This window comes from Peptoniphilus sp. HMSC075B08, from assembly GCF_001815405.1.
Classification (GTDB): domain Bacteria; phylum Bacillota; class Clostridia; order Tissierellales; family Peptoniphilaceae; genus Peptoniphilus_A; species Peptoniphilus_A harei.
The window spans coordinates 76,900-92,265 of record NZ_KV820437.1; the positions used below are offsets into that span (position 1 = coordinate 76,900).

Here is a 15,366-nt window from a genome sequence, read left to right on the forward strand (position 1 = left end):
AAATCTCGACCTTCTAAAATCGCAAACTCGCTATCGCTCAGACAATGCGATTTTGGCCGAAGGTCTTCGACTTGAAAGCATGACAATTTTTTACATATGATATTCTTGGCAAGGAGCTTTTTAATAAAAATTATCTTGATTTTAATTTTATGTGATATAAAATGCTTGTAAAGGAATTGGGGATGGTTTTATGGCTGAATTAGTTATTGATATTGATGATGAAATTTTAGAAGAAGTTAATAAGGTGTGCCAGGACAAGGGTATCAGTATTGATGATTCGATAAATATTTTCCTTAAAGAAATTGCTGATGATGGGAAGTTACCTGATGAGATCTTAGGAAATCTTTTTTATTGTGATAAGAATATTGAATATCTTGAAAGAAAGTATAGGGAATATAAGAAAGGTAAGTTAAAACTTATAAATCATAAATAAAATTTCGTGAAAGCAAAAAGCTATGGGGTTATCCTCATAGCTTTTTTTAGTTTGTTTTTGTTTTTACTTTTGTTTTTGCTTAGTTAATTTTTAAGATATGGAAGATTATTTTATTGTTCTTTAGAACTCTTTGGTCTTATAAAAATTCCGGTAATAATATTAAAAGATTAATAATTTTAAAAAAAATTATATTGGCTTATTTAAGCCTTTTACTAAGGGGAAAAGTGAGTAAAATTTTTAAATTTTTGATTATAAAATTATGTTGTAAATTATTGGATTTTTGTATATAAATTCAAAAATTAATGTGTTAAACTCTAAAGGTCGCAAATAATGATAAGCGTTATTATTTATAAATATTTGGAGGTAATATGAATAAAAATTTAAAAAGATATTCATCTTTAGGTTTATCTTTAATTTTTGTAATGAGTTCTTTTAATGGAGTTTTTGCTGAAGGAAATAATATTAACAAGCCTTTAAGTGAGACTGAAAGAATTGTAAGAAGTCAAAAGGAAATGAATCTTAAGAAGAGTAAAATTCTTGAAGATTTTGAAAAAGAGGAAGCTGGCGTAAAGGTTAAGAGGGAAAAGGTAGTTTACTTTGTAGAATTTGATGATAAAGCCAATAAGGATCAAGTCATACATAGCTTAAAAGAAATTAAGGATGTAAAAATTCTTTATGAGTACGATATTTTGTTCCAGGCTGTTTCTGTTGAGGCTTATCCTGAGGAGCTTGATAAACTAAAAAGCATCAAGGGTGTAAAGGACGTTGAAAGGGCTGGCAAGTTAGTTCCTCTTATGGAAAATGCAAGAAAACTTGTTGGTGTCGACAGGGCAAGCGACTATTTAAAAAGTTTAAATGCAATTAATGCAAATCTTGGTAAGAACTATGATGGTAGAGGGATGATTATTGCCAACATTGATACGGGTATGGATGCAAGTCATAAGGCTATGCGTATTGATGATGATGCTAAAAATTCTCTAAAGTTAAAAAAGAATGATCTAAAAGGTTCTGATAAGGAGTTTTGGCTTTCTGATAAGGTGCCACATTCTTTTAATTACTTAAATGGTGGCAAGATAACAACAGAGAAGTATGATGATGGTTCAGATTATCATGACCCACATGGCATGCACATTGCTGGAATTTTGGCTGCTAATGATACTGATGAAGATATTAAGGCCCATAAGGGAATAAGGGGTATTGCTCCTAATGCTCAACTTTTTTCCTACAAGATGTATTCAGATGCAAGTGATGGATTTGCTGGTGATGAGACTATGTTTCACGCCTTTGAAGACTGTATAAAACATGATGTTGATGTTATTTCTGTTTCTTCTGGCTTCACAGGAACTGGTTTGGCTGGAGAAAAGTACTGGCAGGCCATTAGATCTTTGAGAAAGGCTGGAATTCCTATTTGTGTAGCTACAGGTAATTATGCAACTTCATCTTCTAGCTCGTCATGGGACAGGTATGCGAATAATTCTCTTAAGATGACTGATACTGGTAATGTTACTAGGACAGCAGCTCATGAAGATGCTATTGCTGTTGCTTCTTCAAGAAATACAAAAATCGAATATGAAGGTGTAAATATTGGAGGCAAGGATTTTAGGTATTCACAAATTGGTGCCTTCTTCGATAAGGGAAATTTTAAACAAGATAAGTACAAGTTCATATATTTGGGACAATGCCAGGATGAAGATATTGCTGGCAAGGATTTAAAAGATAAGATTGTTGTAATGGATAGGATCTATACCAAGGACTTAAAATACTCTTTTAAAAAGGTATTTGATAAGGGGGCAAGGGGTGTAATTGTAGTTAATACTGTGTCCTATTACAACAGAGATGATTGGGAAAATATTCCTGCCATGGGATATGAAGAAGATGAAAATACAAGAGTTCCTGTTTTTTCTGTATCAGGTATGGATGGTAAGTTAATATGGGATATGATTTGCGGCAGGAAGCCTGATGAAAAAGAAGATTTCAAGTCAAAGAATTCTGACTATAGAATTGATATGGAGAAGTATAATTCTAAAAAGCCTAAGCTTGGAGAGGAAAAAGAGCTTAGTATAAAATTCTTGGATCATAAGATTCAATGGGAAGATACTAATGTGCCAGCTGGATCCACTTCTTGGGGTCCTAGAATAGACTTGATGTTAAAGCCAGATGTATCTGCTCCAGGTAAGAATATTTATTCAACTTTAAACAAGATAGATGGTGTGGACAATTATCAATATATGTCAGGAACATCTATGGCAGCGCCTGTTGTTTCTGCTTCTACTGTCTTAATTAGACCAAGGGTAAAGGAACTTGTCAAGGAACCTGTTATTAAGGCAAGGGGAATTGATGTAACTTCTCTTACTAAAATAATGCTTCAGAATACTTCAAGACCAATGATTGATCCAACAACAGATGACGGCAAGGGTAATTATCTATTTGCATCGCCAAGACAACAGGGATCTGGTCTTATTAATGTTGAGAGGGCATTGAAGAGTAATTTAATTGTGTCATATAAGGTGGAAGATTCAGTAGGAGAAATGAACTCCTATGGAGCAGTTTCTCTTAAAGAAATAAAGTCTGACAAAAAAGATTTTACTATAAATATAGACAATCCTTCTGATAGGGATATTACTGTTAAGGTTTCTTCTTCGAAGGTGACTACTGATGGAGAAGTTAATAAGAAAAAGTTAGATGAACAGTATAAGGATGAAGCTAGTAAGGATGGTATTCAAAACATTGCAGAAATTCATCCTAAAGAGGTAAAGGGAGCAAGTATAAGTTTTGCACAAGACGAAATTACAATTCCTGCAAGGGGTTCATTTAACTTAGGTGCTACACTTAATGTTGGAGAAGCAAGGGACAAGGATATGTTCGTAGAGGCCTTTATTAATTTCGAATCTAAGGAAGAGAAGGAGAATGTAAAAGATCCACAACCTTCACTTTCAATGCCTGTGATGGGTTTTGCTGGAGATTGGAATAAGGAGCCTATTATAGATAAGTGGGCCTGGGAAGATGGTTCTAGGTCTAAGGGGATTGTAGGTTATGATGATGAGGGCAATCCAAAAATTCCTGGCACTTTAAACAAGGGCCGTGGTGGTGAACATGGTATAGATTTGTTTAAACCAGCTGGTGTAATTCAAAATAGGGAAACTGAAAATAAGACTCTAGACCAAGACCCTGAATTGTTTGCTTTTAATAACTCACAAGACTTCAATATGAATTCTAGTGGGGAAAGTAAAATTATTTCTGGAAATGAAATTGACAGGGGGCTTACACCTAGTCCTTTGATACTAAGATCAGCTTCTGATTGCAAAATTTCCATTGTAAATACTATGGATGAAAAAGATCAAAAAGACCTCAAGGTAATTACAGTGGATCATTTTATAAAGGGAATTTTAAATTCTAAGAGAAGTGATGCTAAGGGAATTAAGTCATCAAAATTAAAAGTCTATGGAGATTTGAGATGGGACGGATTGATTTATAATCCTCACGCAGAAGATAAGAATGATCCAAATTATGTGGAAGGAAAATTTGATCCTATAGCAGAAGGACAATACTATTACAAATTCCAATACAGGCTTTCTCCAAATTATCCTTATCAAGTTTCTTATATTCCTGTAAAAATTGATAGGACTCCACCTCAAATTATCAGCTTAAATGCAGATAATCCTGATGAGATTATCTTAAAGGTTAAGGATACTTACAATGTTCAAAACGATCACAGTAAGACTTTATTCCAAAGGGATCAAGAAAAGAATTTAAGTGATTTTACAGTAACTAATAACAAGGTATGGTTTGCTGGTGCTGCTTTTGTCGATGAATATGGAGAAATCGAAGAGAATTTAAAGGTAGTAAATACTGGAAAAGTTGACAAGTATGGAAGTTTTGAAATGGACGAGGAAGGAAATTCTGTTTACAAAATTCTTGGAGCAAATAAAAACCTTCTTGGCAAGACTTTAGAGGTGGCTGCACTTGATGGGGCATCAAACTTCACTAATCTTTATAGGGTTAAGTTTGACGATGAAGTTAAGGATGGAAAACTTGCTTATTATTTGGAAGGAAATGAAAATACTAAGCTTGGAGAAATTGATGCATCTAAACTTAAAAATGTAGAAATTAAAGATGACCAAGAAGACAAGAATGAGAAGGAGCTAGAAAAAAATAATAGAGAAAATATTAGTGAAAAGCCTGAAGTAGAACTTGAGGACAATTCTTATGTAAAGCCGCTTTCTGAAGAGGACACAAGGAGAATTATAAAGCCAAAAGAAATAGAGATTACTAATCCATTTACTGGAGATACAAGTATAGATTATGATTATGGAGATATAAGTTCAGTAGATAAATATGGAATTCCTTCTAAATATTCTGATGGTTCTCCTATGGAATTTGAGGATAAGGATGTGGAGACACTAATGTCCATGGGTTATATTGGAAAGATTGTCCCTGACGAAAGGGGAGGCTTTGACCTAAGTGGCCATGTAAAGAATGTATCTCCTGATGCAAAAATTTATTTTAGATCTACAAGAATGGAAAAGACAAACAAGAGAGAAGAAGTGAAAAAAGTTCCAGGTTCTTATGATGAAAATACTCACTCTTTCAAGTTTAATCTATGGGCAAATAAGGATGATGTAGATAATACTAAGGGAATTGACTACAAGGGCGATATCGAATTATATGTAGTTGATGGCAAGGAGAAAAGCGATAGTATTTTCCTTAGAATGCCAAAGGAAATAAATGATAGTGTAGAGAAAAAGCAAAAATCAAAACTTTTAACTTCACAAAAAAGCATTATTGAACTTGGAAAAGCTGAATTAGGTGGCGAACTTCAAGAGAAAAAGGATGAAAATGGAAAAGTTTATTATGAAGTAAAAGATGAACTTAGGATAAGTAAGGGTTATGGAGTTAGGGTTATATCCAGAAATCCAGGTAAGACAGGCCTAGATGCTAACTATAGAGAAGATTTCATAAATAATGATGAGGATGTAAAGACTATTGATGCACATATAAGGGGGCTTGATGGTTTTAATGTAATTAGATATGAAATTTACAAGTTAGATGGCAGCGAAGAGCTTAAAGAAGAAAACTTAGTTGAAGAAATGGGCAAGTGTCTTTACATCGATAGGGATGAAGTTCAATTAGACATGGACCAAGATACATTTAATCCTTACAGTGATGGAGAAAAAGGAGAACTTTATGTTAGGAAGAGTCCGCACACCCTAAGAGGAAGGATTGGAGACAAGGGTGGCTTCAACTGGCATCTTAGAATAAATGAATCAATGATAGACCAATATTTGATTTATGGTGATTTGAAATCTGACAACTCAAAGGATTTTGAAGTTACATTTGATGTAAGGGACAATGATGTAATGGATTGGTCTGCTAAGGACTATAAATTAAATGGCCCTGAAGGTGGAATTTTATCGCAATATAGGATCTATTTAGACAATGTTAAACCAGATATAAAATTATCTATGGATGATAATTCAGAAAACCCAATTACTTTAAGCTATGGGGATAAAAAAGCTTATTTAAAGGTTACAGATAAGAGAGATAAAGACAAACCTGGCCGTATAGAAAAAATTAAAATTTTTGCAAATGGAAAGGAATTTAATCCTAATGAGTCACTTGAAGCTTATACAAGAGATGGAAAAGTTGAAGTAAAAGTAGTAGCCTCAGACTATGCAAGAAACACAAGTGTAAAAATTTATTCTATTGACTTTAATTCAGATAAAATTACTGAAATAGAAAATAAAAAGATAAAAGTAAAGATTAATGGAAAAGATCAATTTGTAAATAAAGGCGAAGATTTTGTACTTCCAGAATTTAATGGACAAGAAGGAAAGGGTAAAAAATTTATAGGATGGAATGTCAGAGGGGTAAATCAAAAACCAGGACACATCTTTATAGGTCAAGAGGATATTGAAATCACTCCAAATTTTGAAGAAGTTAGTCAAATTAGACACAGGGTTGAATTTGAAGCAAATGGTGGAAGTGGAAGGATACAAGATATTAATGTTGGAGATAAGGAAGAAATAAGGCTTCCAGAAAATACCTTCACTGCACCAAGTGGAAAGGTTTTTGATGGTTGGATTGTTTCTGGAAATAGAGACAAGAAGAAGCCAGGAGATAAAATTATAATTGCTTCAGATATAACTATTACAGCTTCCTGGAAAGATATGGACAAGGATGAATCAGAGGAAGATAAGAATAAACCGTCTGATGAAAACAGACCATCAGATAAGAATAAGCCGTCTGATGAAAACAGGCCGTCAGATAAGAATAAGCCAGCTGATAATTCTATTGAAAGGGAAGATAATAGGGATAAGGGTATTCCTAGAAGGAGAAGTCATGAAAACACAAGTAAAGTTGTGACAAATTCTATTGGCAAAAATACAAGTAGAAGTATCTTCTCCTCTTACAATTCGAGTCCAAGTTCTATTGAAAATCACTGGGCAAAGAAGGCTATCATCTCTGCAGTAGATAAAAATTATTTTAAAGATATTGCTGAATTAGACAATTTTATGCCAGATAAGAGTCTAACAAGGGCTGAATTTGTAACTATACTTGGCAGGCTTGCAAATGTAGATGCAAGTAAGTATAAGGACAAGGTCTTTGATGATATCGATGCAAACAAGTATTTTTCACCATATATTGATTGGGCTTATAAAAATAAAATAGCGAGTGGATTTGGCGACGGTAGATTTATGCCAGACAAGGAACTTTCTAGAGAAGAAATGTGTGCCTTTTTATCAAGATTTAACAAGGTCCATAAGATAAATAACAAAGAAGAGAATGTTAATATTAGCTTTAAAGATGAAAATAATATTTCAGATTGGGCTAAGGAATCTGTAAGAGAAATGGTTAGACTAGGTCTAATCAAGGGAATGGATGATGGAAACTTCATGCCAAAAGAAAAATTAACAAGGGCACAAATTGCACAAGTGGTATTTGAAATTAAGTAATAGGTCCCTAATAACAAAACTATGAGGCTCGAGAAATCGAGTCTCTTATTTTATTTCTTAGGGGAAAAATAAGCTTGAAAAAAGATATGATTATTTCGGAAAGATAAGATTTAAAATAGGATATTATTGGAAAAGAGCTAGTAGATTATAAAAAAGGGATGCTTTTTTTTCTGGAATAAGAATTTTTGGCAAGTCTCTTGAAGATCTTATAAAATTTTCTTGCAGAAATTTGATCGAGTTATAATAGAGGAACACAGATTTTTGACAAGCAAAAATCTGCGGGCAGACTTATCTAAATTTCTTGCAGAAATTTGATCAAGTCTCAGCCAAGAAAAAAAAGCTATGGGGTTATCCTCATAGCTTTTTCTAGTATGTTTTCGTTTTTGGTTAGTTAATTTTATAGAGTGATTGTTTTTTGCTTGTTATTATTTTTCTTGAAGTCTTGTCTTATTATTAAGACTTAAAATAATTTCTAAAATAAATTTTTAATTTAAGTTCTTCTAAATAAATATTTTTTTAAGCGATGTTTTTTCTAAATAAATTTGTTTTAATTAATCTAAATTTTCTTCTTACTAATTCTAAATAAATAATTGATAATTTCTTCCCATTAGTCTTATGCCTTGTGAGACATTTTTTTAAAGACTTGGGCGTATTTATGGAAGAGTTTTTCCAGGTCATCTACTTCGTACTTCTGGCTGTAGGGTGACTCCATTATTTCTTCTAATCTGTCGTGGATCTTGTGATGAATTTTGGAGTCGGTGACAAGGGATGTTGAAGTGAGCCTTCCGTCTTCGTCTATCTTCTTGAAGAACATGTTGTTTTCGCTTATGAAGAAGTTAAATTTGTCTAGGCCCATGGCTTGGAGGGCCCTGTTGTCCTTGATGATGTAGAAGTTTATGTTTTTGTTTTTCTTCATAACTGAAATTATGTTGTTCAAGTGGGCTTCGATTTCTTCGATGGAGAGCCTTGCTCTTATGGAGCAGTAGTAAATTTCTCCTGTCTCGAAGTATTTTAAGAGGCCCGTCCTTGTGGTCAAGAAGTTGATCTCTGCATCGGCGAAGAGTTCTTCCCAAAGGAGCTTGATGTTCTCGGCTTCTGCCTTCTTGAAGTCTTTCTCGTCATCGATCTTTTGGATTATCCTGTCGATGATTTGATTGGGAAGCAAGAATTCAAAGCCGTAGTTAGATAGGAAGAGGAAGTCGCTATCTGAGTAGAAGTACTTCCTGTAGCTGGACTTTGCTAGTTCTTCTGGCTGAGAGAATACTATTATCTTGTTGAGACCCTTGAAAAGTCCCATTATAAAAGATGTGATTTCAAAGAGGGTGTCTAGTTCTTCTCCATGGGTAAGGAAGGAGAAGGCTGCTTCTTCTCTAAGAATGAAGTAGGCAGTATCTCTTACTAGGATAAAGTTGTAGTCAAGGCCTGGGTCCTCATAAAGCTCTATGTTGATCCTAGAGTTGTCTGTGATATTTTTTAGGATATCAAAGTCTTCTAGGTCTTCTTTTTTGCAAAGGAGGTGGAGGTTGAATTCCACGTCCTTATACAAGTTTTTGCCAACTTGCAAGAGGATTTGGGCGAAGTGACTATTTATGTCAAAAGTTGCCCAGATGTCAACTTTTTTCTTTTTCCCAAGTGTTTTCTCCAAAATTTCTTTTAGTTCCTTGTCTATTGATGAGTTTTTGAAGATGAGATTTGTATTTGAGACCTTGTCCATGGGAAGGTCCTGGTTGGAGTTCATGTAGGCTTCGTTTAGGAGCTTGTATATTAAGACTTCTAGGGCCTTTTTTGACTCTTTAGTCAAGATTTCCTTATTATTCAAGTTGAAGGCAAGGAAAAATTCCTCTATTTTGTCTTCTTCTACTATGACCTTGGCAAATAGGGTGGACAGCTTCCTATTTATTGTGTAGATGTTCTTTGATGATGGTAGCTTTCTTCCACTGTTCCACTTGCTTATGTAGGATATGTCATAACCTAGGGTAAAGGCAATTGTGGAAAGTTTTGTATTTGTCAGGTCCACTAATGTCTTAAAGGCCTGTCTGTATTGCCACATAAAATCCCTCCAATCTCTTATAAATACAAGATAATTATATTATTTGCTTGAATAAAAGTCAAATATTGTCGAAAAAATTCAAGAGATTTCAAGCGGGAAAACAATTTTTTTCAAGTTGTCCATTATATAATAAAGACAATAATATTTTTAATGAATTATTGGAGGGAAAAAATGGTAAATTATAATACTGTTACAGAAAACGTAATAGAAGAAATTAAAAATGCTGTATCAGGCAAGACTTACGTTGGCGAAGAGATTAACATCGACTTCTTCCACGATGAAATGCCTATTTACGGTGAAGGACAACCTGAACTTGTTGTTGACGCAACTAATGCTGAAGAAATCGCTAAGGTTGTAAAGATTTGTAATGAAAATAAGATTCCTGTAGTGCCAAGAGGTGCTGGTACTGGTCTTACTGGTGCTGGTGTTTCTAGACACGGTGGAGTTATGATCAACATGCAATCAATGAACAAGATTCTTGATTATGATGAAGAAAACATGGTTGTTAGGGTTGAACCTGGTGTTCTTTTAAACGACCTTGCTGAAGACTGCTTGTCTAAGGGTTACATGTACCCACCTGATCCAGGTGAAAAGTTCGCTACTTTAGGAGGAAACGTAGCAACTAACGCTGGTGGTATGAGAGCTGTTAAGTATGGTACTACTAGAAACTATGTACGTTCTATGGAAGTTGTTACTCCAACTGGTGAAATCACTACTTTTGGTGCAACTGTTTCTAAGACTTCTACTGGTTTCTCTCTTAAGGACCTTATGATTGGATCTGAAGGTACCCTTGGTATTATCACTGAGCTTACTCTTAAGATCATCCCAGCTCCTAAGGAAACTATGTCTTTAATCGTTCCTTACGAAGATCTTGACACTTGTATTTCTACTGTTCCACAATTATTTAAGGCTAACTTAAATCCTCAAGCTATTGAGTTCATGGAAAAAGAAATTGTTGACATGTCAGAAATCTATATTGGAAAGTCAACTTTCCCTAAGGAATTAGAAGGAATTGAAATTGGTGCTTACCTTCTTATCACTTTTGATGATGAAGATGAAGATGCACTTAACGATATTGTTGAACAAGCTGCTGAAGTTCTTATGGAAGCTGGAGCAATTGACATTTTAGTTGCTGACACTCCAAACAAGATGAAGGAAGCTTGGGCTGCTAGATCTTCTTTCCTAGAAGCAATTGAATCTCAAACTAAGCTTCTTGACGAATGTGACGTTGTTGTGCCTATCAACATGATTGCTAAGTACGTTCACTATGTAAATGAAAGAGCAAAGGACTTCCCATTTGAAGTTAAGTCTTTTGGTCACGCTGGTGACGGTAACTTACACATCTACACTTGCTCAAATGACATGGAAAAAGAAGAATTTATTAAGCAAGTTGATGTATTCATGAATGACATTTACAAGAAGGCTTATGAGTTTGGTGGACAAATTTCTGGTGAACACGGTATTGGATACGGTAAGAAGGCTTTTTTACACGAATTCGAAGGCGAAGTTAACACTGAACTTATGAGAGGAATCAAAAAAGTATTTGATCCAAACTTAATTCTTAACCCAGATAAAGTTGTTTAATAGAAGGAGATTTTAATTAATGCCATATTTAATTTCAGAAGAAGCACAGGACTTACTTTTAGATATTAGAAATTTTTGTGAAAAAGAAGTTGTAGAAGTTTGTAAGGAAGCAGATAGGACTGGCGAATTCCCAGAAGAACTTTATGAAAAGGCAAAGGAACAAGGTTACTTTGCCCTTGAAGTTCCTGAAGAACTAGGTGGACCTGGTCTTTCTAGGGTTGATATAGCTGCCCTATTTGAAGAAATGGCTAAGGCTGACGCTGGTTTTGCTACTACAATTTCTGCATCTGGTCTTGGTATGAAACCAGTTCTTATTGCTGGAAACCAAGAACAAAAGGAATATATTGCTGATGTAACTTTCGAAGGTGGACTTGGAGCTTTCTGTCTAACTGAGCCAGGTGCTGGTTCTGACGCTAGTGCAGGAACTACTACAGCTGTTAAGGATGGCGACGAATACGTATTAAACGGAAGAAAGTGCTTCATCACTAACGGTGCTGTTGCATCTTACTACTGTATTACTGCAGCTACAGACAAGTCTCAAGGTGTTAGGGGACTATCAATGTTCTTAGTACCTGCTGGAACTCCTGGACTAAGTGCCGGTAAGGAAGAAGACAAGATGGGAATCAGAACTTCAAACACAACTGACGTTGTTCTTGAAGACTGTAGAATTCCTGCTAAGAACCTTATAGGCCAAGAAGGACAAGGATTCTCTATAGCAATGAAGACTCTTGACCAAGCAAGAGCTTGGATGGGTTGTATCGCTGTTGGTATTGCTCAAAGAGGTATTGACGAAGCTAAAAAATATACAACTGAAAGAATCCAATTCGGTAAACAAATTAACAAGAACCAAGCTATCCAATTTAAATTAGCAGACATGGACATTCAAACAGAAGTTGCAAGACAAATGGTTGCTAACGCTCTTACTAGAATGGACATGGGACTAACATACAATAGAGAATCAGCAATTGCTAAGTGCTTTGCTTCTGATATAGCTATGAGAGTTGCTGAAGATGCTATCCAATTATTTGGTGGATATGGATACTCAAGAGAATATCCTGTTGAAAAGCTTCTAAGAGATGCTAAGATCTTCCAAATCTTTGAAGGTACTAACGAAATTTTAAGAATTGTAGTTTCTAATAATTTATTGAGAGGTTAAGGATTATATAATGAATATTCTAGTATTTATAAAAGAAGTGCCTGATGATTCAGTAGCAGTTTCTGTCCAAGAGGACAGAGCTGCTATCTCTGATATCACGCCTGTTGTTAATGCTTTCGACACTTACTCCCTAGAAATGGCTGTAAGATTAAAGGAAGCTCAAGAAGATGAAGAAAGTCAAGTAGTTGTAGTTTCTATAGGAAATGAAGAGGTTAAGAACTCTCTTAAAAACTGTCTAGCAGTTGGTGCTGACAAAGCTTACTTAGTTAAGAATGATGATTATAGAAAGCTTGATGCTAAGGCTATAACTGAAATTCTAATGGGAGCAAAGGAAAAATTAGAAGCAGAACTTGGTGCTTTTGATGTAATTTGCTTCGGTAAAGAAACTACAGATGCAGAAGCTTCACAAGTTGGAGTTTACTTTGCAAATAAAAATGATCTTGGTGTTGTTACATCTGTTATCGCAATGGAAAAAGATGGGGACAAGCTTGTAACTAAGCAAGAAATCGACGGTGGATATAGACAAGTTGAAACTTCTCTTCCATGTGTTGTAACTATTGCTAAACCAGACTATGAGCCAAGATATCCTACTATAAAATCTAAGATGGCTGCAAGAAGACAAAAGATTGATGACTTCGAAGTAGAAGCAACTTCTAGCCCAATTCTTGAAGAAATTAAGGATTTCGAACCTAAGAAGAGGGAAGCTGGAGTTAAGATCCAAGAAGAAGAAGTTGAAGATACTGTAGCTAAGGCTATTAGCCTAATGGTAGAACAAAAGGTTTTATAATAGGAGGAAAAGATGAAAAATATATTAACTTATATAGAAATTAAAGACGCTGCTCCTATTAAACTTTCTTTAGAATCTCTTTCTAAGGCAAGTGAAATCGCAAAAGAAAAGGGTGGCAAGTCAGTTGCTCTTATTAATTTTGAACTTGCTGATGATGAATTAGCTAAGCTAAAGGCTGCTGGAGCAGAAGAAATTGTACTTGTAAAAAGAGAAGCTTATAACCTAGAAGACTTCGCAAATATTATTGTTGAAGTTTCTAAAAAATATGACTGTGAAGACATATTTATCCCAGGAACTCTTGACGGTAAGGACCTAGCTCCATATGCTGCTGCAAGTCTAGACACAGTTTCTATTACTAACGTAATGGACATCAAGTTCGAAGGTGAGGACATAATCTATGTAACTCCTTCTTATGGTGCAACTGTTTTAACTGAATCAAAAATCGAAAAGGCTCCAAGAATTGCTGTTGTAAGGGCAGGATCCTTTGACAAGAGAGACGACCTTAACGGTGCAGGCAATCTTGTAGAAGAAAATATTGATGAAGTTAAGGACCTAAAGGCTGTAATAAAGGATATTGTTACTGCAAATGAAGGACTAATTAACCTTGAAGATGCTCCAATTATTGTTACTTGTGGTAGGGGTGCATCATCTGATGAAATCTTCCCACTTGTAAAGGAACTTGCTGACGTATTTGGTGCTCCAATTTCAGGAACAAGACCAGTTATTGACGATGGTGTACTTCCAAAGGCTTCACAAATTGGTCAATCAGGTAAGATTGTTGCTCCAGCCCTATACATCGGTTGTGGTGTAAGTGGTGCTGTTCAACACGTTTCTGGTATTGAAAACTCAAACTTTATTGTAGCTATCAACAAGGACGAAGACGCTCCTATTTTTGATATGGCTGATATTGGAATTGTTGGAGATTGTAAACAAGTTCTTCCACTATTTATTGAAGAAATTAAGAAAATAAAAGCTAACGCTTAATAGGTGACCTATGAATTATTTAAAGGAATTTGTCATACTTTGTGTATGTTTAATGCTTGGGGTAGCGACAAGACACTTGATAAACTTCCCAATACCTGAAGCGGTATACGGGATGATTTATCTATTTATTGCTTTTGCAGTAGGAATTATTAAACCAGATGATGTTAAAAAGACTTCAAATGGTATCCTACAAAACCTAGCTATTCTTTTTGTGCCAGCTGGTGTTGGTATTATCAATAGCTATGATGAGATAAAGGGCCAAGCAGGCCTTCTAGTTGGATTAGTTATTATTGGTACTGCTGTCACTATGGGCCTAACTGGCAAGATTATAGAATTGCTTCAAAGGAGGAAAGATGTTTAGTAATAAATATTTTGGTATCATCCTTACCTTTGCAACTTTTGAAATTGGTAAGATGATCAACAAGAAACTAAAGACTCCTTTGGCCAATCCTCTTTTAATATCCATTGCTCTATGTATATTATTTTTAAAGGTAACTGGTATTCCTTATGAAGATTACAAGCAAGGCGGGGACTTTATTATGTTCTTTATCGCTCCTGCTACAGTTGCCATGGTAGTTGATTTGTACGAAAACCTTCCAGAACTTAAGAAGAACTTAATCCCTATTCTTTCTGGAACAATTTTAGGTTCTGCTATTGCTGTATTTTTTGTTGTTTTCGTTTCAAGCTTTTTGGGCATTGACGAAAATCTTGTGGTATCCTCAACTCCACAATCAATTACAACAGCAATTGCAATTTCTCTTTCTGAAGAGTATGGTGGTGCCTCAGCTATAACTGCAGTCCTTGTAGTTATAAGAGGGGTTACTGGTGCAGTAATCGCTCCACTTATTATGAAACTCTTTAGGATCAAGGACCCAACTGCACAAGGAGTTGCCATTGGTACTTCTTCTCACGCTGTTGGTACTTCTGAAGCGAGAAAGCTTGGAGAAATCCAAGGGGCTATGAGTGGACTTTCTATTGCAGTGGCAGGTCTTGTGACTGTAATCCTAATGCCTGTTGCAATGAGAGTTATAGAGATGTTATTTTGATTTATAATAAATATAAGTAAAGAATATGTATATAAAGGCCTATTGTCTCCCTCAATAGGTATAATCATTAAAAAAGCTTGGTGAGTGTAAAATTTCACCAAGCTTTTTTAATTTATATTATTTCAAAATATCCGACTCACTCGACAATGGTCTCTATTCGTTAGCATGGCTGAGACTTGATCAAATTCTGCAAGAAATTTTGATAAATCTGTGTTCCTTTATTATCGCTGGATAAGATTTTTCATAGCTTCAGACTCCTTTTAGTCGCCTTCAGCTTGAAGTCATATTAAAAAGACAGCCTCTTTTTAAGACTGCCTTTAAATAATCGTTTCTATATTAGCAAATCCGACTCCTTTGAAGAAACTCCCTATTC

Annotated in this window: 9 protein-coding genes; 8 read left to right on the forward strand and 1 reads right to left on the reverse strand. The window is 35.0% G+C overall.

The genetic code is table 11. The annotated features are described in order from the left end of the window. Positions 1–190 precede the first annotated feature (190 nt). A complete protein-coding gene (locus HMPREF3023_RS02410) occupies positions 191–433 on the forward strand; it encodes a type II toxin-antitoxin system RelB/DinJ family antitoxin (RefSeq protein WP_070700261.1) in 243 nt (80 codons plus the stop codon). Between the two features lie 368 nt (positions 434–801). Further along, a complete protein-coding gene (locus tag HMPREF3023_RS02415) occupies positions 802–7,386 on the forward strand; it encodes a S8 family serine peptidase (RefSeq protein ID WP_070700262.1) in 6,585 nt (2,194 codons plus the stop codon). Positions 7,387–7,999: 613 nt separating this feature from the next. Here HMPREF3023_RS02415 and HMPREF3023_RS02420 read toward each other — a convergent pair. Further along, the gene (locus HMPREF3023_RS02420) at positions 8,000–9,436 is read right to left on the reverse strand and encodes a hypothetical protein (RefSeq protein ID WP_070700263.1); all 1,437 of its coding nucleotides are present in this window, start codon (positions 9,434–9,436) and stop codon (positions 8,000–8,002) included. 171 nt (positions 9,437–9,607) lie between these two features. Between HMPREF3023_RS02420 and HMPREF3023_RS02425 the strand changes: the two genes are divergently transcribed. Genes HMPREF3023_RS02425 through HMPREF3023_RS02450 form a run of 6 tightly spaced genes read left to right on the forward strand, consistent with a single transcriptional unit; the run spans position 9,608 to position 14,993 of the window. Then, positions 9,608–11,020, forward strand: coding sequence for an FAD-binding oxidoreductase (locus HMPREF3023_RS02425; RefSeq protein ID WP_070700264.1), 1,413 nt, complete (start codon positions 9,608–9,610; stop codon positions 11,018–11,020). A 19-nt stretch (positions 11,021–11,039) separates the two neighbouring features. Then, a complete protein-coding gene (locus tag HMPREF3023_RS02430) occupies positions 11,040–12,176 on the forward strand; it encodes an acyl-CoA dehydrogenase family protein (protein WP_070700265.1) in 1,137 nt (378 codons plus the stop codon). A gap of 10 nt (positions 12,177–12,186) precedes the next feature. Further along, complete coding sequence (locus tag HMPREF3023_RS02435; protein ID WP_070700266.1) at positions 12,187–12,963, forward strand: electron transfer flavoprotein subunit beta/FixA family protein; 777 nt, start codon at positions 12,187–12,189, stop codon at positions 12,961–12,963. A 12-nt stretch (positions 12,964–12,975) separates the two neighbouring features. Beyond that, positions 12,976–13,947 (forward strand): electron transfer flavoprotein subunit alpha/FixB family protein, encoded by a 972-nt coding sequence (locus HMPREF3023_RS02440; RefSeq protein WP_070700267.1) that lies wholly within the window; start codon positions 12,976–12,978, stop codon positions 13,945–13,947. 10 nt (positions 13,948–13,957) lie between these two features. Continuing rightward, positions 13,958–14,308, forward strand: coding sequence for a CidA/LrgA family protein (locus HMPREF3023_RS02445; protein WP_070700268.1), 351 nt, complete (start codon positions 13,958–13,960; stop codon positions 14,306–14,308). Then, entirely contained in the window at positions 14,301–14,993 is a 693-nt protein-coding gene (locus HMPREF3023_RS02450; protein ID WP_070700269.1) for an LrgB family protein, read from the forward strand. Before HMPREF3023_RS02445 ends, HMPREF3023_RS02450 begins: the two co-directional genes overlap by 8 nt. Positions 14,994–15,366: the final 373 nt, after the last annotated feature.

Excerpts from the sequence above, each read along its gene's own strand:
- HMPREF3023_RS02415 (WP_070700262.1), top strand. The coding sequence starts at position 802 with ATGAATAAAAATTTAAAAAGATATTCATCTTTAGGTTTATCTTTAATT.
- HMPREF3023_RS02425 (WP_070700264.1), top strand. The coding sequence starts at position 9,608 with ATGGTAAATTATAATACTGTTACAGAAAACGTAATAGAAGAAATTAAA.
- HMPREF3023_RS02420 (WP_070700263.1), bottom strand. The coding sequence starts at position 9,436 with ATGTGGCAATACAGACAGGCCTTTAAGACATTAGTGGACCTGACAAAT.
- HMPREF3023_RS02430 (WP_070700265.1), top strand. The coding sequence starts at position 11,040 with ATGCCATATTTAATTTCAGAAGAAGCACAGGACTTACTTTTAGATATT.
- HMPREF3023_RS02440 (WP_070700267.1), top strand. The coding sequence starts at position 12,976 with ATGAAAAATATATTAACTTATATAGAAATTAAAGACGCTGCTCCTATT.
- HMPREF3023_RS02410 (WP_070700261.1), top strand. The coding sequence starts at position 191 with ATGGCTGAATTAGTTATTGATATTGATGATGAAATTTTAGAAGAAGTT.
- HMPREF3023_RS02435 (WP_070700266.1), top strand. The coding sequence starts at position 12,187 with ATGAATATTCTAGTATTTATAAAAGAAGTGCCTGATGATTCAGTAGCA.
- HMPREF3023_RS02445 (WP_070700268.1), top strand. The coding sequence starts at position 13,958 with ATGAATTATTTAAAGGAATTTGTCATACTTTGTGTATGTTTAATGCTT.
- HMPREF3023_RS02450 (WP_070700269.1), top strand. The coding sequence starts at position 14,301 with ATGTTTAGTAATAAATATTTTGGTATCATCCTTACCTTTGCAACTTTT.